General features: G+C 33.2%; 17 protein-coding genes, 1 tRNA gene and 1 pseudogene. 12 read left to right on the top strand and 7 right to left on the bottom strand.

Annotated features, from left to right (window positions below; all coding sequences use genetic code 11):
• Positions 1–3: 3 nt before the first annotated feature.
• Complete coding sequence (locus tag G6042_RS04885; RefSeq protein ID WP_394352780.1) at positions 4–1,311, bottom strand: anthranilate synthase component I family protein; 1,308 nt, start codon at positions 1,309–1,311, stop codon at positions 4–6.
• A 197-nt stretch (positions 1,312–1,508) separates the two neighbouring features.
• Between G6042_RS04885 and G6042_RS04880 the strand changes: the two genes are divergently transcribed.
• Complete coding sequence (locus G6042_RS04880; protein ID WP_169523187.1) at positions 1,509–2,405, top strand: DUF4349 domain-containing protein; 897 nt, start codon at positions 1,509–1,511, stop codon at positions 2,403–2,405.
• A gap of 263 nt (positions 2,406–2,668) precedes the next feature.
• On the opposite strand, the gene G6042_RS04875 is transcribed toward G6042_RS04880, so the two are convergent.
• The 4 genes from G6042_RS04875 to katG form a co-directional block, all read right to left on the bottom strand.
• Entirely contained in the window at positions 2,669–2,926 is a 258-nt protein-coding gene (locus G6042_RS04875; RefSeq protein WP_133532905.1) for a DUF6952 family protein, read from the bottom strand.
• A 6-nt stretch (positions 2,927–2,932) separates the two neighbouring features.
• The gene (locus tag G6042_RS04870; RefSeq protein WP_169523186.1) at positions 2,933–3,247 is read right to left on the bottom strand and encodes a thioredoxin family protein; all 315 of its coding nucleotides are present in this window, start codon (positions 3,245–3,247) and stop codon (positions 2,933–2,935) included.
• Between the two features lie 98 nt (positions 3,248–3,345).
• A complete protein-coding gene (locus G6042_RS04865; protein ID WP_169523185.1) occupies positions 3,346–3,981 on the bottom strand; it encodes a peroxiredoxin in 636 nt (211 codons plus the stop codon).
• A gap of 241 nt (positions 3,982–4,222) precedes the next feature.
• Positions 4,223–6,403: a catalase/peroxidase HPI gene (gene katG / locus G6042_RS04860; RefSeq protein ID WP_169523184.1), complete on the bottom strand. Its 2,181-nt coding sequence runs from the start codon at positions 6,401–6,403 to the stop codon at positions 4,223–4,225.
• Between the two features lie 198 nt (positions 6,404–6,601).
• Here katG and G6042_RS04855 point away from each other — a divergent pair, with 198 nt between their 5' ends.
• Entirely contained in the window at positions 6,602–8,515 is a 1,914-nt protein-coding gene (locus G6042_RS04855; protein ID WP_169523183.1) for an amino acid permease, read from the top strand.
• Positions 8,516–8,590: 75 nt separating this feature from the next.
• Here the strand turns inward: G6042_RS04855 and G6042_RS04850 are convergent, their stop codons facing one another.
• The gene (locus G6042_RS04850) at positions 8,591–9,808 is read right to left on the bottom strand and encodes an aminotransferase class I/II-fold pyridoxal phosphate-dependent enzyme (protein ID WP_169523182.1); all 1,218 of its coding nucleotides are present in this window, start codon (positions 9,806–9,808) and stop codon (positions 8,591–8,593) included.
• 39 nt (positions 9,809–9,847) lie between these two features.
• On the bottom strand, positions 9,848–10,003 hold the full coding sequence (locus G6042_RS04845; RefSeq protein WP_169523181.1) for a hypothetical protein: 156 nt from the start codon (positions 10,001–10,003) through the stop codon (positions 9,848–9,850).
• 150 nt (positions 10,004–10,153) lie between these two features.
• On the opposite strand from G6042_RS04845, the gene G6042_RS04840 reads away from it, so the two are divergent.
• The 10 genes and pseudogenes from G6042_RS04840 to G6042_RS04795 all read left to right on the top strand — a co-directional run bounded on the left by G6042_RS04840 (position 10,154) and on the right by G6042_RS04795 (position 20,210).
• Positions 10,154–10,606, top strand: a complete 453-nt coding sequence (locus G6042_RS04840) for an Lrp/AsnC family transcriptional regulator (RefSeq protein WP_169523180.1) — start codon at positions 10,154–10,156, stop codon at positions 10,604–10,606.
• 136 nt (positions 10,607–10,742) lie between these two features.
• Entirely contained in the window at positions 10,743–11,150 is a 408-nt protein-coding gene (locus G6042_RS04835) for an META domain-containing protein (RefSeq protein ID WP_169523179.1), read from the top strand.
• A gap of 158 nt (positions 11,151–11,308) precedes the next feature.
• Positions 11,309–12,712, top strand: coding sequence for a dihydrolipoyl dehydrogenase (gene lpdA / locus G6042_RS04830; RefSeq protein ID WP_169523178.1), 1,404 nt, complete (start codon positions 11,309–11,311; stop codon positions 12,710–12,712).
• 181 nt (positions 12,713–12,893) lie between these two features.
• A complete protein-coding gene (gene tpx / locus G6042_RS04825) occupies positions 12,894–13,391 on the top strand; it encodes a thiol peroxidase (protein ID WP_169523177.1) in 498 nt (165 codons plus the stop codon).
• 10 nt (positions 13,392–13,401) lie between these two features.
• Positions 13,402–13,776: a diacylglycerol kinase family protein gene (locus G6042_RS04820; protein WP_169523176.1), complete on the top strand. Its 375-nt coding sequence runs from the start codon at positions 13,402–13,404 to the stop codon at positions 13,774–13,776.
• 44 nt (positions 13,777–13,820) lie between these two features.
• Positions 13,821–16,307, top strand: coding sequence for a DNA translocase FtsK (locus G6042_RS04815; protein ID WP_169523175.1), 2,487 nt, complete (start codon positions 13,821–13,823; stop codon positions 16,305–16,307).
• Positions 16,308–16,311: 4 nt separating this feature from the next.
• On the top strand, positions 16,312–16,953 hold the full coding sequence (locus tag G6042_RS04810) for a LolA family protein (RefSeq protein WP_235933193.1): 642 nt from the start codon (positions 16,312–16,314) through the stop codon (positions 16,951–16,953).
• A 6-nt stretch (positions 16,954–16,959) separates the two neighbouring features.
• A pseudogene (locus G6042_RS04805) lies at positions 16,960–18,411 on the top strand (LptF/LptG family permease); the annotation flags it as partial.
• A gap of 434 nt (positions 18,412–18,845) precedes the next feature.
• Positions 18,846–19,979 carry a 3,4-dihydroxy-2-butanone-4-phosphate synthase gene (gene ribB, locus G6042_RS04800; protein ID WP_169523172.1) on the top strand — a complete coding sequence of 378 codons (1,134 nt, stop codon included), beginning with the start codon at positions 18,846–18,848 and terminating at the stop codon, positions 19,977–19,979.
• Between the two features lie 146 nt (positions 19,980–20,125).
• Positions 20,126–20,210: transfer RNA gene (locus G6042_RS04795), tRNA-Ser, on the top strand.
• Positions 20,211–20,315: the final 105 nt, after the last annotated feature.

Here is a 20,315-nt window from a genome sequence, read left to right as displayed (position 1 = left end):
TAATTATTGTAAAACCTCAAACATTGCTTTAGCTTTCAGTAAACATTCCTCATATTCTTGTTCGGGAACAGCTTTTGAAGTGATTGCACTTCCTACGGAAAAAGAAAGATATTGATTTTGAGCATTGTACAAAATACTACGAATGACAACATTAAAATCAAAATCATTTTCGGGAGAAAAATATCCAACCGAACCGCTATACAATCCGCGTTTGGTTTCTTCGAGATTTTCGATAATATTCATCGCCGAAATTTTTGGCGCGCCAGTCATGCTTCCCATTGGAAAAGTAGATTTGATAATATCAACTGGAGCACGATTTTCAGCAACGTTTGATGCTATCGTAGAAATCATTTGATGGACTTGTTCAAAGGAATAAATGCCGCAAAGTTCTTCTACTTCAACCGAACCTTTGGTAGCCGTTTTGGACAAATCATTACGAACTAAATCAACAATCATAATGTTTTCCGAACGTTCTTTTGGGTTTTCGGCTAAATCATTTTTGGCTTTTTCGTCTAATGCTGCATCCGAAAATCGCTTGGCCGTTCCTTTTATGGGTTGGGAAATAACTTTGTTTCCTTCTTTTTTCAAATAACGTTCTGGCGAAGCCGAAAGCAAATACTGCTGGTTATTTTTGAAGAAAACAGCAAACGGTGGTTTTGAAATGGCATTCAACTTTTGATAAATTTCCAACGGATTGATTATTGCATTTTCGGCAAAAAACTCCATGCAAAAATTAGCTTCATAAATATCACCACGCTGAATGTGTTCCAGCATTTTATTGACTTTTGAAAGGTAATTTTCTTTGGAAATTCGTTGTTGCACTTCGACTGTACTTCGGCTTCGCTCAGTATAAACTAGTGTGACAAAATTATCGCTGTATAATTTTATTTCTTCAAAATCAATTTCAAATTCATCATCACACATCAATAAATAATGAACTTCGAGTTGGTTTCCTTTCAATAAAAACAGTTTTTTAGGCTGAAAGAAAAACAAATCAGGGAAATGCAATCCGTCAAAATTATTAGAAGTTAGCTTTTCGGTATCGTTTTTTAAATCGTATGAAAAATAACCGAACAACCAATCTTTGGTTTGCTGTTGATACTGTTTTATTTCTTCAAAAGCATTGTGAAAATCAGTTTTTAAAGACGTGAAAGCATCAACGGCTAGAACACAATCATAGCTTGAATATTTTTGGTGATATTCATTAGAATCCAAAAAAACAACTTCTCTAAACTGTTGTGACCAAGTTAATAACTGATTTTTGAAGGCTTCGGGATTATTGATTTCTTTGGAAAAATGCGTTCTCAAGATGATTGGTTTTGAGTTCAAAATTACGACAAAAAAATAATTTTAAGCAATTCTTAAGTTTGGCACGCTTTTTAGTATGCTTAAAATAATGTTAAACCTGTAATTCATTTTTGCTTTTGATAGAAAACTACACTTTGCTTATTGATAAAAACCAAGCACAGAAACTGTTTTCTATTATTAACCTTTTAAAAAAATCAAAAATGAAAAAATTACCAAAATTGGGTTTGGCATTACTCCTACTTGGATTTGCCTTTGCGTGTAAACAAGCTGATTATGAAGCTAGTGAAATTGATGCTAAAATGGAAGTTGCCGATACTTCTGCGATTGCAATTTCGTCAAATGCTGCTGTGGAACCCAAAAATTCCAATCGAAAATTTGTTCGAACGGCCGACATTAAATTCAAAGTAAAAGATGTTGCCAAATCGACTTATGCTATTGAAAACAGTATTGCCAAACACGGCGGATTTGTAACATTTACCGATTTAAAAAGTAACATCAATCAAAAATCGGAAACGAAAATTAGTCAGGATAGTATTTTGGAAACAATACAATATACAGTTGATAACACGATTACGTTTAGAGTTCCGAATACGCAATTGGACACGGTTTTGAAATCGATGGTTAAAGAAATTAATTTTTTGGATAGTCGATTGATTAAAGCCGATGATGTTTCGTTACAACTTTTATCGAATAAATTGGCGCAAAAACGGATTAAAAACAGTCAGGAACGATTGGAAAAAGGTATTGATAGCAAAGGTAAAAAGCTGAATGATATTACAACTGCCGAAGATAAAGCGTTGGACAAAGCCACTGAAAGCGATGCCACGATTTTAAACAATCTAAGTTTGGAAGATCAAGTGAATTTTAGCACGGTAACTTTGTATTTATATCAAAGAGAAACGACAAAACAAGAAGTTATTGCAAATGAAAAAAGTGTGAATGAATATCGTCCGAATATTGGCTTGCAAATTTGGGATAGTTTGAAAACGGGTTGGTTTATTTTGGAAGGAATTATTGCTTTTGTGATGCAACTTTGGTCGGTGTTTTTGATTGCTGGAATTGGTTTTGTTCTTTATAGAAAATTTTTGAAGAAATAAGTTTTGGGCTTTTTAAACCTGTTAGGAAATGTTTACTGAAATTCAATACAAATCCTAACTAACCCTGATTGCAGTGGAAATCCTTTTATAGTTTTACAAAAAAGCATCTCTCCCGAAACTTCGGGATGCGCTCGATGTGACAAAACTATAAAAGATTGAAACGGAAAGCAGGAAAATGGAAACCAAAAATTTCCAAACGATTCGTTCCAAGACTTAAATTTTTACACTAAACAAAACGTCCCGAAAATTCGGGACGTTTTGTTTTATTTATCGATTGAACCAAGAACTCGCTTCATGAAATCGTTGAGTGCTTCTTTTTTGTCTTTGCCTTCTTTGGTCATTTTGTGGACTTCTAAAGCGCCGTACATATTGGAAATTAACTCACCAATTACATCTAATTCTTCATCTTTTAACGATGGAATTTCGGTTAAAGCTTCGAGAACTTCTATGGTTTCAATTAGATAATCTTGGTCATTTTCTTCAATAAATTGCGTCAAATGTTTGATTACTGGTAATTTCATTTTGTATTAATTTGATGAAATTTCGCTTACCAATTCAGCCAAAACTTCTGCTTTATTGGTTTGAGTTTCGTTCAATAATTTTCCTCCAACAAAGGTTGCAAAAGTTGGCAAATTAGAAACATTCGCTAACTTTCTTGATTCTGGAGAATTCTCTGCATCAACCAAAACAAAGGTAATTTCTTCATTCTCAGAAGCTAATTTTTTGAATTTAGGTTTCATAATTCGGCAATTTCCACACCATGAAGCTGAATATTGAACAACCACCTTATTGTTGGTATTTACCAAATCTTGTAATGTATCTTCGTTTAATTCGATTAACATAGTTTTAAAATTTCAATGTCAATTTCAACATCAAAAATCAATTTAAACTTGTAATTGACTTTTGATATTGAAATTGAAATTTGTTATTGTTATTGTTATTAGTTTTGAGCTAAGTATGCCGCAGTGCTTAAACGATCAGCATTCATCGCTTCTTTTCCTTCTTCCCAGTTTGCAGGACAAACTTCACCTTTAGTTTGAACGTGAGTATAAGCATCGATTAATCTTAAATACTCGTTTACGTTTCTTCCTAATGGCATATCGTTTACGCTTTCGTGGAAAATTTTTCCAGTTTCGTCGATTAAATAAGTAGCTCTAAAAGTTACGTTTGAACCTTCAAGGATTTCGTCATTCAAATCTGCATCATAAACCCATTCTGCATCAAGAATATCCAAAGCTGCTGATAAATTTCTTGTTGTATCAGCTAAAAGTGGATAAGTAACTCCTTCTATTCCACCGTTGTTTTTTGGCGTATTTAGCCAAGCAAAGTGAACTTCGTTAGTATCACAAGATGCACCGATTACGATAGTATTTCTTTTTTCGAAATCAGTTAAAGCTGTTTGGAAAGCATGTAATTCAGTTGGACAAACGAAAGTAAAGTCTTTTGGATACCAAAATAAAAGTACTTTTTTGTTGTTTTTTGTAGCTTCTTCAAGCACATTAATTCTTAAATTATCTCCCATATGAGAGATTGCATCTACTGTAATGTTTGGAAATTTTTTACCTACTAATGACATGTTTTTTATTTTAATTGTTATTAATTTCTAGTGCAAAATTACAAATAGAAAGACGAATAAAACATGACATTTATTATATTTTATGATTAATTAATAGAAAAAAATTATCCGTTAATTTCTGACAAAAAATTATGATTTTAATTATTGATATAGCAATTTTTATTTTATATTTTTTTCATAAAATCAAAAAAACCACCTTTTCAAGTGGTTTTTAAAAATATAACTATTTAACGCGAAAAACTTATTTCAAATCAAATCGGTCTAAATTCATGACTTTTGTCCAAACATTGATAAAATCGTTCACGAATTTTTCCTTGTTATCGTCTTGAGCATAGACTTCGGCATAAGCTCTTAAAACAGAATTAGAACCAAAAACCAAATCTACTCTTGTTGCTGTCCATTTAGTTGCTCCCGATTTTCTGTCCACAATATTATATAGATTGTCGCCAGCAGGTTTCCAACTGTAGTTCATATCGGTTAAATTCACAAAGAAATCGTTACTCAAAACACCTTCGTTATTAGTGAAAACTCCGTGTTTTGTTCCGTTATAGTTTGTTCCAAGAACACGCATTCCGCCAAGTAAAACAGTCATTTCTGAAGCGGTTAATCCAAGAAGTTGTGCTTTATCTAACATTAATTCTTCGGGCTGAACTACATATTTAGCTTTCATAAAATTTCTAAAAGCATCGTTTGTTGGCTCTAAAACATCAAACGATTCAGCATCGGTCATTTCTTGCGAAGCATCGCCTCTTCCAGCATGGAAAGGAACTTTTACGTTAAATCCGCCTTCTTGTGCGGCTTTTTCGATTGCCGCACTTCCGCCAAGGACAATTAAATCGGCAAGACTTACTTTTTTGCTTAAACCTGCTTGAATTTCGGCTAGTTTGGATAAAACTCTTTGCAATCTCTCAGGTTCGTTAGCAACCCAATTTTTTTGTGGTTCTAATCTAATTCTTGAACCATTTGCACCACCACGAAAATCGGAACCTCTAAATGTTCTTGCACTATCCCAAGCTGTGTTGATTAATTCGGTTCTTGTTAATCCGCTGTTTAATAATTTTGATTTTAATTCTTCAATTTCAGCATCTGATAAAGTGTAATCAACAGTTGGAATTGGATCTTGCCAAATTAAATCTTCGTTTGGAACATCAGCACCAAGGTATCGTTCTTTTGGACCTAAATCTCTATGGGTTAATTTGAACCAAGCTCTTGCAAATACTTCCGAAAAATAAGCTGGGTCTTTATAAAAACGTTCCGAAATTTCTCTGTAAGCTGGATCCATTTTCATTGCCATATCTGCATCAGTCATGATTGGATTTCTTTTTACCGAAGGATTATGTGCGTCGATTGGTTTGTCTTCTTCTTTGATGTTAATTGGTTCCCATTGCCAAGCACCAGCCGGACTTTTCTTCAATTCCCAATCGTGATTTAATAATAAAGTAAAATATTCATTATCCCAACGCGTTGGATGAGTTGTCCACGCACCTTCCAATCCGCTTGTTACTGCATTTGCTCCGCCACCTTTTGGGTTTAACCAACCAAAACCTTGATTTTCAATTGCGCCAGCTTCAGGTTCTGGACCTAAAGTAGAAGCGTCTCCATTTCCATGTGCTTTTCCTACGGTGTGACCTCCAGCTGTTAAGGCTACGGTTTCTTCATCATTCATTGCCATTCTTTGGAAAGTAACGCGAACGTCATGAGCGGTTTTTAATGGGTCAGGTTGTCCATCAACACCTTCTGGGTTTACATAAATTAATCCCATCATTACGGCTGCTAACGGATTTTCTAAATCTCGTTCTCCAGAATATCTTGTTCCTTTACTACCTGATTTAGCTAACCATTCTTTTTCTGCTCCCCAATAAATGTCTTTTTCAGGATGCCAAATATCTTCACGACCACCAGCGAATCCAAATGTTTTTAATCCCATCGATTCGTAAGCCATATTTCCAGCTAAAATCATTAAATCTGCCCAAGAAATTTTGTTACCATATTTCTTTTTGATTGGCCATAATAATCTTCGTGCTTTATCTAAATTTCCATTATCAGGCCAACTGTTTAAAGGAGCAAATCTCAAATTTCCTGTTCCAGAACCACCGCGACCATCAGAAATTCTATAAGTTCCAGCAGAATGCCATGCCATTCTAATAAATAATCCACCATAATGTCCCCAATCGGCTGGCCACCAATCTTGACTATCAGTCATAAGATTTTTTAAATCGGTTTTAAGCGCTTCTAAATCTAATTTTTTAAATTCTTCTGCATAATTAAAATCTTTTCCTAAAGGATTTGTTTTAGTATCGTGCTGATGAAGAATATCAAGATTGAGTGATTTTGGCCACCAATCATGATTTTTAACACCATCACTCAAACCTTTTTGATTTTGATGAAATGGGCATTTGCTAATGTCATTTGAATGTTCCATAAGTATAATTTTGTTTGTTAATTAATTAGAAATTGAAATTATTGACTTTAACAAATTTATCTTTAAAAATGCTTTAATTATCATTTTTTATTATTTGTTTTTTATTGTGTAATAGTTTTTAACTATACTTCATCGGTTATTAAAACCTAAATTAAAAATTATATATTTGTTTTTACTAAAACCTTAAAATTAAAATTTATGTCGTTTTCCAATCTATTCCGAAGAAAAACGGTTCAGGATATTCTCAAACAAGTTGAAAAAAACGAAGCAGATGGTCATCACGCTTTAGGTAAACATTTAACCGCTCGTGATTTAACTGCTTTTGGAATTGCAGCAATTATTGGAGCCGGAATTTTCAGTACGATTGGAAAAGCCAGTGCTGATGGCGGTCCAGGCGTTATTTTTCTATTTATTTTCACTGCAATTGCTTGTAGTTTTGCCGCTTTTGCTTACGCCGAATTTGCTTCTATGGTTCCTGTTTCGGGTAGTGCTTATACTTATTCTTATGTAGCTTTTGGCGAAATCATCGCTTGGATTATCGGCTGGGCATTGATTATGGAATATGCTGTCGGGAATATTACAGTTGCCATTTCGTGGAGTGATTATTTTACTGGTTTACTCGAAAGTGGCGGCATGCATATTCCTCAATGGATGCAAATGGATTACCTCACGGCTTCGAATGGTTTTGATGAAGCAACAGCACTAATGCAAGGTGGAAAATCGTTTGAAAATCTTTCAGACAATTTAAAAGCAGCTTATACGGCATGGACAACCTCGCCTACTCTTGGTTCTTTTCATTTTGTGGCTGATTTACCTGCTTTACTTATTATTATCATTATCACTTATTTGGTTTATCGTGGTATGAAAGAATCGCGAAATGCAAGTAACCTAATGGTTGTTGTAAAACTTTGTGTGATTTTGCTCGTTATTGCTGTTGGAATATTTTATGTCGATACTGACAATTGGAATCCATTTGCTCCAAACGGTGTAAACGGAATTCTAAAAGGTGTTTCGGCAGTATTTTTTGCTTATATCGGATTTGACGCCATTTCAACAACAGCCGAAGAATGTAAAAATCCGCAACGTGATTTACCTCGTGGTATGATGTGGGCAATTGTCATTTGTACTATTTTATATATTGCAATTGCTTTGGTATTAACTGGAATGGTAAATTATAAAGACTTGAATGTAGGCGATCCTTTGGCGTTTGTTTTTAATAAACTTGATTTAAAATGGATGTCAGGAATTATTGCTGTAAGTGCCGTTGTGGCTATGGCAAGCGTGCTTTTAGTTTTCCAAATGGGACAACCAAGAATTTGGATGAGCATGAGTCGTGACGGATTATTACCAAAACGATTTTCTAAAGTTCATCCAAGATTTAAAACACCTTCTTATGCTACTATTGTAACCGGATTTGTTGTTGCCGTTCCTGCATTATTTCTGAACCTTACCATAGTAACCGACTTATGTAGTATCGGAACATTATTTGCTTTTGTATTGGTTTGTGCCGGAGTTTTGGTATTACAAAACCGACCAGATGTTCCGAGAGGAAAATTCAGAATTCCCTATGCAAACTCTAAATATATTTTTCCTTTACTGTTGATTGTCGGATTGTTTTTTGCTTTTACTATAAATAAAAAAGCCACTATGGATTTCATTACCAATGAAAAACAAATCAACGACGCTTCTACAATTGTAACTTCTTTAAAAGAAACCGAAGCCAAAGAAATTATGGCTCATTTTCAAGAAGAAAAACTCATTAAAGATCAAAATGCCGATTTAGAAGATGTTTTAAGCAAATTTTCTGAAGATGAAACAGTGTATAAAAATATTGTAGAATCATTACCGATTGATAATGCATTGAAATATGAAACCGGATTTGATCTATTCAAACATAAAATTCCAATGTGGATTTTCCTTTTCACATTAATTGGTTTGGCGGTTTGGTCTTGGAGACAAAATCTTTCCTTAATTCCGCTACTTGGATTGGTTTGCTGTTTGTATATGATGGCAGAACTTAGTGTTTGGAACTGGATTTATTTTACCATCTGGCTTATCATAGGATTGATTATTTATTTTAGTTTCAGTTATAAAAACAGTAAATTGAATTAAAAAATATCTAATTTTTAGACATAAAAAAATCCGTTTAAGAAATTAAACGGATTTTTTATATAAACTTTTTAAAACTTAATTCATTACATTTTCTAAAATTCCCAATTCAATCATACAACTTTTCATCGATTGATACGTTCTTTCAATATCATTATCCAATCCAATAGAAAAACGAATTAAACCATCAGTCAAGCCCATTTCTTTTTGTTCTTCCAAAGGAATTTCACTAGAAGTAGAAGTTCCAGGTGCTGAAAATAACGTTTTATAAAATCCTAAACTCACGGCTAAATAACCCAAATTTCGTTCCTGCATCAATTCCATCAACTCGTTGGCTTTATCCAAACTTCCAACATCAATGGTCATCATTCCGCCAAAACCATATTCAGGATTTATCATCGAAGCATAAATTTCATGACTTGGATGACTTTTCAAACCAGGATAAACCGTTTTTATTCCGTCATTTTCAAATTTTTCAGCCAAATACATTGCATTATGACTATGTTGTTTCATTCTGATGTGCAACGTTCGCAAGTTTTTCATCACACTTGCACTACGCAAACTATCCATCGTTGGTCCAAGTAACATACTCGCGCCACAATTCACATCTTTCAAACTATTTATAAATTCTCTCGATGCGCAAGTCACGCCACCAACCGTATCGCTACTTCCGTTGATATACTTCGTTAAACTGTGAATTACAATATCAGCACCCAATTTTGCCGGAGCAACACTCAATGGCGAAAATGTATTATCAACAACCAATTTCAAATTATGTTTCTTTGCAATCTTTGAAAGCGATGTTATATCAGCTACTTCCAACAACGGATTACTTACCGTTTCACAATATAAAACCTTGGTTTTATCAGTAATTGCAGCTTCCACAACATCTAGTTTTGTAATGTCAACAAACGATGTTTTGATACCAAACTTCGGAGTGAAATTCTTCAAAAACGCATAAGTTCCGCCATAAATCGTTCGGCTAGAAACAATATGATCACCAGAATTACACAATTGCAACAACGTTGGCGTAATTGCGCCCATTCCCGAAGCTGAAACATTTGCCGTTTCTGTTCCTTCCATCGCTGCCAACGCTTTATCCAAATATAAATTACTTGGCGACGAATGTCTCGAGTACAAATAGCAACCTTCGGCATTACCTTCAAATGTATCAAACATCGTTTTTGCCGAAAGAAAAGTATAAGTAGAACTATCTGAAATTGATGGATTTACACCACCAAACTCTCCAAAATATTGTAAATCTTGTATTTTATCTGCAGGATTAAAGTCTTTCATTTTTTTATGTTTTTGATATTGATTTTTGAAATTATTTTTTCAGAAGCTATTTGCTTCGCCAGTTTGCTTTTTTGGAGCTCGTGTCCAGCTATCCGTTGCAATCTTTTCTTTTTTAAAGAAAAAAAGAAAAGGATTTCCACTTCTATCTGTCCCGAAGCTTCGGGATAGGAACATTTCGTTACTAATTACATTCATCAAAAAAACAAATTATAAGATTTACAAACAATATATAATAAAATAATTAGAAAATAAATCTATAAAAATTAAATAATTTAGATTTAAAAACTAATTTTGAAATCAATTGAGCAACATTTTAGATTTTTATAAAAACTCGAAACTTAAAACATGGACGCTACCGATAAAAAACTTTTAGAATTACTTCAATCCGATACTAAAAAAACCACAGCAGCATTAGCCGTAAAACTTAATTTATCTGTAACTGCTGTCTATGAACGTATCAAAAAATTAGAGCGCGAAGGAATTATCGATAAATACGTAGCGCTTTTAAACAGAAACAAGATCAATAAAGGATTTGTAGTTTTCTGTCATCTAAAATTATTGCAACATACTAAAGAGTTCATCAATCAATTCGAAAAGGAAGTCATAAAACTCAATGAAGTTCTAGAATGTTTTCACGTCAGCGGCGATTATGATTACATTCTAAAAGTTTGCGTAAAAGACATGGAAGAATACCGCGAATTTATGGTTACCAAACTCACAACCTTGCAACATATTGGAAGTACACACAGCACATTTATGATTGGTGAAGTAAAAAACACAACGGCATTTACGGTTTAATACTTTTAATTTTGAAGTATTTTGTCATTCCGTAGGAATCTCAAAATTGAGTTTAGATTCCTACGGAATGACAAGATTGCAAATAATAATGTAATTAATTTGTGAAACTTTGTGTAATTTGTGGTAAAAAGAAAAAATGAAAAAGTCATCACTATTTCTCTTAATTTTCACTGTAACAATATCTTGCAGTAGTAAAAAGAATGCTCAAAACATCAAAAGAGTTTGGATGTTAGTTGAATATAAAGACTACAAAAAAGAGTATTTTGTTGAGCAAAAAGCATTTCTAGACTTGACAAATCCTGAAAGAGCAACATCTAAAATGGGTTGTAATAATTTATCTTTTTCTTATAAAATAGATAGAAGTTCAATCACTTTTTCGCAAGGAATTGCGACAAGAATGTATTGCCAAAACAATATGAAACTAGAAACTGATTTCCTAAATGAAATTCCTTCTATGAAAAACTACGAAGTAGAAGGTAATTTTTTAACGCTAACTTCCGACAACGGAGAAAAAATAAGTTTTGTAGCACAAGATTGGGATTAAATTTTTTGAAGTTGAAATTGAATTTTGAAGTTGATTTTCGAAATTGACTTTTGAACTTGAAATTGATTTTTGAATTTGATATTGAAATTGAATTTGAATTCGTAATTTTGTACGACTTTTATAAAAAAAACACATAAAACACACAAAAAAATAATATCATGAGTTCATTTGACGTAGTCATTATAGGTTCTGGTCCAGGTGGATATGTATCAGCAATCCGTTGTGCCCAATTAGGTTTCAAAACAGCAATCATAGAAAAATATCCAACACTTGGCGGAACGTGTCTTAACGTAGGTTGCATTCCATCAAAAGCTCTTTTAGCATCATCACACCATTACGAAGAATTACAACATTTTGCCGATCACGGAATTGAAGTTTCGGGCAAAGTAAAAGTAAATCTTGAAAAAATGATTGCTCGCAAACAAGCCGTTGTTGACCAAACATCTGGCGGAGTGAAATTTTTAATGGACAAAAATAAAATCACTGTTTTTGAAGGTATTGGTTCATTTGAAGATGCAACTCATGTTAAAGTTACAAAAGCCGACGGTTCATCTGAAGTTATCGAAGCTAAAAACATTATTATTGCAACAGGTTCAAAACCATCAAGCTTACCATTTATAAAATTAGACAAAGAAAGAATAATCACTTCTACTGAAGCTTTAAAATTACCAGAAGTTCCAAAACATTTAGTAATTATTGGTGGTGGCGTTATCGGAATTGAATTAGGACAAGTATATCTTCGTCTTGGTGCACAAGTTTCAGTCGTTGAATTTATGGACAGAATTATTCCAGGAATGGATGCTGCATTGTCTAAAGAATTAACAAAAGTGTTGAAAAAGCAAGGAATGAAATTCTATACTTCACACAAAGTACAATCGGTTGACAGAAAAGGAAAAACGGTTACTGTAAAAGCAGAAAATGCAAAAGGAGAAATCATCACTTTAGAAGGAGATTATTCGCTAGTTTCTGTTGGTCGTCGTCCTTATACTGATGGATTAAATGCAGATAAAGCTGGAGTGAAAGTTACTGATAGAGGTCAAATCGAAGTAAACGATCATTTGCAAACCAATGTTCCAAATATTTATGCAATTGGTGACGTAGTTCGTGGTGCAATGCTAGCTCACAAAGCTGAAGAAGAAGGTGTAATGGTAGCCGAAATTTTGGCTGGTCAAAAACCACATATCGATTATAATTTAATTCCTGGAGTAGTTTACACTTGGCCAGAAGTTGCTGCGGTTGGAAAAACAGAAGAGCAATTAAAAGAAGCTGGAGTTGCATATAAAGCAGGAAGTTTTCCTTTCAAAGCTCTAGGAAGAGCTCGTGCTGGTGGTGATACTGACGGATTTGTAAAAATTCTTGCTGATGCTAAAACTGACGAAGTTCTTGGTGTTCACATGATTGGTGCTCGTTGTGCCGATTTAATTGCAGAAGCTGTAACCGCAATGGAATTTAGAGCATCAGCCGAAGATATTTCTAGAATGTCTCATGCACATCCAACATTTGCAGAAGCAATTAAAGAAGCAGCTTTAGCAGCTACAGATAATCGAGCGTTACACGTTTAGTTAAGTACAAATTATAAAAGTCCTGAAAACATCAGGACTTTTTTGTTTATAATGCTTTACATAAAAAACGGAGATAATTAGATTAAGAGTTAACAATCATTTCTTGTGAGATGGAACATAGAATATGCTTTTTAAATTTCCAAAATAATTCCCTACTTTTGACCTTTTAAAATTATACAAAATGGCAGCAATAACATTAGGCGGAAACGCAATAAATACTTCGGGCGAATTACCAAAAGTTGGAACAAAAGCTCCTGAATTTCAATTAGTAAAAAATGATTTATCTATAGCTTCATTGGCAGATTTTGCTGGAAGTAAATTGGTATTAAACATTTTTCCAAGTATCGATACTGGAACTTGTGCAACATCCGTTAGAACTTTTAATGCAAAAGCTAGCGCTTTAGAAAACACTAAAGTACTTTGCATTTCTCGTGATTTACCTTTTGCTCAAAAACGTTTTTGTGGCGCAGAAGGTTTAGAAAACGTAATCAATCTTTCTGATTTTAAAACAGGAAGTTTTGGAAAAGACTATGGTTTAGAAATTACCGATAGCGTTTTAGCAGGTTTACATTCAAGAGTAATTATCGTTTTAGACGAAAACGGAACTGTGAAATATACTGAACAAGTTCCTGAAATTGCTGACGAACCAAATTATGAATTAGCACTAGCTTCGTTATAATTTCATACCAATGGAATTCGAAAAAGACAACTCCTTTTTTACCGGAAGATTAAAAAGTATTGGATTTGCATTCAAAGGCGCATTCAAACTAATCACAACTGAACATAGCGTGATGGTTCAATTTACCATTGCACTTTTGCTCATCATTGCTGGATTTGTTTTTGAAATTTCTCGCGAGGAATGGATGATGCAAATTCTAGCTTTTGGATTAGTTCTAGGAATTGAAAGTCTAAACACAGCCATTGAAAAAATTGCCGATTTCATTCATCCGGAATTTCATAACAAAATTGGTTTCATAAAAGACATTGCAGCTGGAGCAGTTTTATTTGCAGCTTTGGCAGCAATCGCTATTGGACTATTGATTTATGTTCCAAAATTTATGTAAACTCTCAATTAAATTTCTATTTTTATAGCAATTAAAATGTACTAATGGCAAAACAAGTAAAAAAAGAAACAACAGAACCAAAAGATAAAAACCCAATCAAAAACTCCAATAGATTAAAGCAATATAAAGTTCTTTTGGGATTTGTTTTGGTATTATCGTCAATTGCTTTACTGCTTTCTTTCATTTCATTTTTCATTCACGGACAAAACGATCAAAGTGCTGTTAATGATCTAAGTGACCGAAATGAAGTTGTTGGAAATTGGTTAGGAAAATTTGGAGCTTATGTTTCTAATTTATTTATATACAGAGGTTTTGGTGCTGCATCTTTTCTTTTTGTGAAATTATTCTTTTTAAGTGGAACCTTTTTACTACTTGATTTACCCATAAAAAGATTAAAAAACACTTGGTTTTGGGATTTGTTTGCCATCATCATTTTATCTATTTGTTTTGGATTTTTTGCCACATCGTTACCCGAACTTGGTGGAACAATTGGCTATGAAATGAACTTGTTTTTTCAAGATTATCTTGGAAAAATTGGAACACTTTTACTCGTTGCGTTCTCAATTATAGTTTACATTGTCTTCAAAATCAAAGTTTCTCCTGACTCGATAAAATCCTTTTTTGAGAAAAAACGAAAAGATATTAGCGATGATTTAAAAAGCATGACAGATAACAAAGATGTCGTTGCTCCAACTACTTCAAAAGAATACAATCTTGAAGAATTTGCCGTTAAAGAAGAAATCGAGGAAGAAGAAATTCCTGAGCCAACATTGATTACATCCAATTTTGAAATTAACAAAGAAGCTTTGAAACCAACAATTGAACATGCTTCCGAAATTAATCTCGAACCAACAATAAAACCAATAACTCCAATTCCAACTCCAACTTTGGTCGTTGAAAATCCACAAGTTACTGAACCGATTTCGGTATCAACCGATGAAGATTTTGTTATTGAAAAAGCTGCCGATGAAGATGTTATCGCGGAAAATCTAGCTTCAAAACTGGTTGCAGATTTTGGAGAATTTGATCCAACCTTAGAATTATCAAATTATAAGTTTCCAACGATAGATTTATTAAAAGAATATGCATCAGTTGGAATTACAATCAACCAAGAAGAACTTGAAAGCAACAAAAACCGAATTGTTGAAACTTTAAAAAACTATGGAATTACAATTTCTCAAATTAAAGCAACCGTTGGACCATCGGTTACGCTGTATGAAATTGTTCCCGATGCCGGAATTCGTATTTCAAAAATTAAAAGTTTAGAAGACGATATTGCATTATCATTGGCAGCTTTGGGAATTCGTATTATTGCGCCAATTCCAGGAAAAGGAACGATTGGTATTGAAGTTCCAAATAAAAATCCAACGATGGTTCCAATGAAAACAGTTATTTCATCGGCTAAATTTCAAGAAGCCGAAATGGAATTGCCAATTGCATTAGGAAAAACCATTTCCAACGAAACTTTTGTAGTTGATTTAGCTAAAATGCCTCACTTATTGATGGCCGGAGCAACTGGTCAAGGAAAATCGGTTGGATTGAATGCGGTTTTGACTTCTATTTTATACAAAAAACATCCAGCCGAAGTTAAATTTGTTTTGGTCGATCCAAAGAAAGTTGAGCTTACTTTATTCAATAAAATTGAGCGTCATTATTTAGCAAAATTACCTGATGTTGAAGATGCAATTATCACTGATAATTCTAAGGTAATAAACACACTGAATTCACTTTGTATCGAAATGGACAATCGTTATTCGTTGTTAAAAGATGCCATGGTTCGAAACATTAAAGAATACAACGAAAAGTTCAAAACCAGAAAATTAAATCCAGAAAACGGACATCGCTTTTTACCATATATCGTTTTGGTTGTCGATGAGTTTGCCGACTTAATTATGACTGCAGGAAAAGAAGTGGAAACACCAATTGCTCGTTTGGCTCAATTAGCTCGTGCCATTGGAATACATTTAATTATTGCAACGCAACGTCCATCGGTTAATGTAATTACGGGTATGATAAAAGCCAATTTCCCTGCTAGAATTGCGTTTAGAGTAACTTCTAAGATCGATTCAAGAACCATTCTTGATACTGGTGGCGCAGATCAATTGATTGGACGTGGAGATTTATTATTTTCTAATGGAAATGACTTAGTTCGTGTGCAGTGTGCTTTTGTAGATACACCCGAAGTAGAAAAAATTGTAGATTATATTGGTTCACAAAAAGCCTATGCAAGTGCTTATTTGCTACCAGAATATGTCGGCGAAGAAGGAAGTAGCGTAAATCTTGACATAGATATTTCAGAAAGAGATAGCTTATTTAGAGATGCAGCAGAAATAATTGTTACGGCTCAACAAGGTTCGGCATCATTATTGCAAAGAAAATTGAAACTGGGTTACAATCGTGCCGGAAGATTGATTGATCAATTAGAAGCTGCAGGAATTGTTGGTCCATTTGAAGGAAGTAAAGCGCGAAGTGTAAACATTTCTGATTTGGCTTCTTTGGAACAATTTTTAAACAATGAACAAAATAATTAGCACCATGAAAAATTTAATATCATTAGTTTTAGTACTTCTTTTGAGCTTTTCGATGAACGCTCAAGACAAAAAAGCTAAAGATTTATTGGATCAAGTTACTGCAAAGATAAAAGCGTATGACAATATTGTTATAGATTTTAAATATTCATTATACAACGGAAAAGAAAACATCAACAAAGAAAGTAAAGGAAATGTTATTCTTAGCGGCAATAAATATTACTTAAACTTTATGGGAATTACCAAAATTTTTGATGGCAAAAAAAATTACACCATCGTTCCAGAAGATGAAGAAATTACTATTGCTGGAGTTGAGGAAAAAGGCGATAATGCTATAACTCCAGCCAAAATGTTGACTTTTTTTAATAGCGGATATAAATATTACTGGGATATTGTTCAAGATGTAAAAGGAAGAAAAATTCAGTACATAAAATTGGTTCCAACCAATGCAAAAGATGCTCGTAAAGAAATCCTTTTAGGTATAGATTCGCAAACAAAGCACATTTATAACGTGATTGAAATGGGAAAAAATGGCACAAAAACTACTTTGACTGTTAATTCTTTTAAAACAAATCAGCCCTTATCAAAAAATCAGTTTACCTTTGTTGCCAGTAAATACCCTAATTACTACATCAACAAATTAGATTAAAACCAAGTGAAAATACTTGACAAGTACTTATTAAAATTATTCGTTTCTACATTTACGACAGTATTTGTCATTCTTTTATTTATATTCATTTTACAAACCGTTTGGTTATTTATTGGTGAACTAGCAGGAAAAGATTTGGATTTCGTTTCGGTAATCAAATTTTTATCTTTTGCCATGCCGCGAGTTGTTCCGCTGGTTTTACCATTATCGGTTTTATTGGCATCAATCATGACTTTTGGAAGTTTAGCAGAAAACTATGAATTTGCTGCTATGAAATCTTCGGGAATATCGTTGCAACGTTCGATGAAATTTTTAACGATTTTCATTCTCTTTTTAAGTATAGTTGCTTTTATTTTTGCTAATAACGTTATTCCTTATGCCGAATATAAATTCATCAACTTTAGAAGAAATATTGCTCAGGTAAAGCCAGCAATGGCAATAGCCGAAGGACAATTTAGTGAAGTTGGAAATTATACTATCAAGGTTGAAAAAAAATCGGGTGACGAAGGAAGATATTTAGACAAAGTTACCATTCATAAAAAATCCAATTTAGGAATAGGAAACACTACTATTATCAAGGCAAAATCGGGCGAATTAGTAAGTAGTGAAAAATCAAATGTTTTAAAATTAGTTCTAAAAGACGGAAATTATTACGAAGACATTACTCCTAAAAAATATGAAGAGCGCGAAAAAATTCCATTTGCCAAAAGTGAATTTGATCGCTATGTAATCAACATTGATTTATCAAAATTAAACAATGTAAAACTTGACGAAGAACAAATTACGAATACCAATACCATGCTTACTGTTGGTGAACTGCGATATACACTTGATTCTTTGAGCAAAAATTATAAAAAGGACTTAACTTCTTATGTTGACAATATCAATGCTAGAACTGGAATTTCTTTTGCAAAAGAAGAACCACATAAAGTAAAAGACACCACAAAAGAACCGCTTGATTTTAACAAAAAAGAATTACTTTCAAATTTTAACAAAAGCGAAAAAGAGCAAATAATTAGAGTAACGGCAAGCAATTTAGATGCAAATTTATTTTCAATTGACGGTTCAAAGTATGAATTTGAAAATAAAGTAAAAAACATCAACATGCACTGGATTGCATTGTATGATAAATTTGTAGTCGCATTTTCGTGTATTCTAATGTTTTTTATCGGCGCACCACTTGGAGCAATCATCAGAAAAGGTGGTTTAGGTTTACCTATTGTATTTGCCGTAATGATTTTTATTGTTTTTCACTTCGTAAATACTTTTGGGAAAAAATTAGCCCAAGAAAACGGAATTACACCATTTTTAGGTTGTTGGCTTTCAACTTTACTTTTATTACCGTTAGCTATCTTTTTAACCAAAAGAGCAACCGATGATAAAGGTGCAACTATTCAAATGGATTGGTTCTCTGATTTTATTGCCAAAATAGCTTCTTTCTTTCCTGCAAAAAAAGAAAAAGTAATTGCTATCAAAACACCTGATGCAACTGAAACCGAAATTGAAACTTTTGTAGAAGAAAAAACAGAAAGCAAACCAATTTCAGTTCCAAAAATTAATTCTTTAGAACTTGAACCGTTAACAAAAAAATATAAGTTATTCAGTACAATTGCATTGGTTTCAAATATTGTATTAATTGCAATTGTAACATTCTTAGGCAAACCCGAAAATACGATTGCTTACCTTTATACATTTGTTCCTGCTTTGCTTTTATTTGTTAGCATATTGATATCTCATTTTACACTTACTAAAATTAGTTTTATAACAAATAAAAAGCAAGACATTAACTTATTGACACTACTTTTTGCAGGATTTCCGTTTTATATCTTTTTCTATTTATACAACCGAAATTTCCTGAAATCCATAATAACTACAACAGAAAACAACAACTAATGAGTACCAATAAAATACAACTCAACACTATAGAAGAAGCCATTGAAGACATTCGTCAAGGAAAAGTTATTATAGTTGTTGATGATGAGGATCGAGAAAACGAAGGTGATTTTCTTGCTGCAGCCGAAAAAGTAACACCCGAAATGATAAATTTCATGGCTACACATGGTCGCGGATTGATTTGTGCACCTTTAACTGAAAAACGTTGCAATGAACTCGACTTGCACACGATGGTAAAAAACAATACCGATCATATGGAAACGGCTTTTACTGTTTCTGTAGATTTAAAAGGTAATGGAGTTACCACCGGAATTTCGGCTTCCGATAGAGCAAAAACGGTTTTATCATTGATAGATGAAAGTACAAAACCGTATGATTTAGCTCGACCAGGACATATTTTTCCGCTAATAGCAAAACAAGGTGGCGTTTTAAGAAGAACAGGTCATACTGAAGCTGCCATTGATTTTGCACGATTAGCAGGATTTAAACCCGCAGGTGTTATTGTGGAAATCATGAACGAAGATGGCTCAATGGCGCGTTTACCACAATTGGTTGAAGTAGCTAAAAAATTTGATTTAAAACTAGTTTCCATTGAGGATTTAGTAGCATATAGAATGCAACACGATAGTCTAATTACCAAAAAAGAAGACTTTGAAATTCAAACACGTTTTGGCGCTTTTAGATTAAGAGCATACCAACAAACTACTAATAAACAAGTCCATTTAGCATTAACGTTAGGCAGTTGGAATACTGGAGAAGCAATTCTTACTCGAATTAACTCAACACAATCCAACAACGATATTTTGAACACATTAACGAACGATGTTGACCGAAAACTTGACGATATGTTTAAACGCATACAAGAAGAAGGAAAAGGCGCAATATTGTTTATCAATCAAGAAGTAAACTCATCCGATTTATTAAATCGATTAACCGAACTAAAACAATTACAATCGGAAGGAACTTTAAAAGCACCAAAAATTAAAATGGATGTAAAAGATTTTGGTATTGGAGCCCAAATTTTACATGATATTGACATCTCAAAAATCAAATTAATTTCAAACACTACCCAAGCAAAACGCGTTGGAATGATTGGTTATGGTCTAGAAATTACAGAATATGTAAATTATTAATCAAAAAAACATTTAGGTAACTAATAGATTATGAAAGGGATATAAAAAAATCGAAAAAATAGTTTATTTTTTATCAAAAAAGGTTTTGGAAAATAAAAAAGGTTGCTATATTTGCATCCGCATTACGGAAGTAGTACCAACTTATTGGAGAAATGGCAGAGTGGTCGATTGCGGCAGTCTTGAAAACTGTTGACTGTAACAGGTCCGGGGGTTCGAATCCCTCTTTCTCCGCAAAATACTTTTTAAAGTACTTCAAAACCCCTTAAATCTTATGATTTTCGGGGTTTTTTGTTTTAATCCCATATCAAAACATTCATTAATTCGCAATACTAAAGG

Source organism: Flavobacterium solisilvae, assembly GCF_012911605.1.
Classification (GTDB): Bacteria; Bacteroidota; Bacteroidia; order Flavobacteriales; family Flavobacteriaceae; genus Flavobacterium; species Flavobacterium solisilvae.
Note: the sequence above shows the minus strand (reverse complement) of the source record. Positions and strands in the feature narration are given on the sequence as shown.

Coding starts and splice junctions, on each gene's coding strand:
- G6042_RS04880 (WP_169523187.1), top strand. CDS start 1,509: ATGAAAAAATTACCAAAATTGGGTTTGGCATTACTCCTACTTGGATTT.
- G6042_RS04875 (WP_133532905.1), bottom strand. CDS start 2,926: ATGAAATTACCAGTAATCAAACATTTGACGCAATTTATTGAAGAAAAT.
- G6042_RS04870 (WP_169523186.1), bottom strand. CDS start 3,247: ATGTTAATCGAATTAAACGAAGATACATTACAAGATTTGGTAAATACC.
- G6042_RS04865 (WP_169523185.1), bottom strand. CDS start 3,981: ATGTCATTAGTAGGTAAAAAATTTCCAAACATTACAGTAGATGCAATC.
- katG (WP_169523184.1), bottom strand. CDS start 6,403: ATGGAACATTCAAATGACATTAGCAAATGCCCATTTCATCAAAATCAA.
- G6042_RS04855 (WP_169523183.1), top strand. CDS start 6,602: ATGTCGTTTTCCAATCTATTCCGAAGAAAAACGGTTCAGGATATTCTC.
- G6042_RS04850 (WP_169523182.1), bottom strand. CDS start 9,808: ATGAAAGACTTTAATCCTGCAGATAAAATACAAGATTTACAATATTTT.
- G6042_RS04845 (WP_169523181.1), bottom strand. CDS start 10,003: ATGAATGTAATTAGTAACGAAATGTTCCTATCCCGAAGCTTCGGGACA.
- G6042_RS04840 (WP_169523180.1), top strand. CDS start 10,154: ATGGACGCTACCGATAAAAAACTTTTAGAATTACTTCAATCCGATACT.
- G6042_RS04835 (WP_169523179.1), top strand. CDS start 10,743: ATGAAAAAGTCATCACTATTTCTCTTAATTTTCACTGTAACAATATCT.
- lpdA (WP_169523178.1), top strand. CDS start 11,309: ATGAGTTCATTTGACGTAGTCATTATAGGTTCTGGTCCAGGTGGATAT.
- tpx (WP_169523177.1), top strand. CDS start 12,894: ATGGCAGCAATAACATTAGGCGGAAACGCAATAAATACTTCGGGCGAA.
- G6042_RS04820 (WP_169523176.1), top strand. CDS start 13,402: ATGGAATTCGAAAAAGACAACTCCTTTTTTACCGGAAGATTAAAAAGT.
- G6042_RS04815 (WP_169523175.1), top strand. CDS start 13,821: ATGGCAAAACAAGTAAAAAAAGAAACAACAGAACCAAAAGATAAAAAC.
- G6042_RS04810 (WP_235933193.1), top strand. CDS start 16,312: ATGAAAAATTTAATATCATTAGTTTTAGTACTTCTTTTGAGCTTTTCG.
- ribB (WP_169523172.1), top strand. CDS start 18,846: ATGAGTACCAATAAAATACAACTCAACACTATAGAAGAAGCCATTGAA.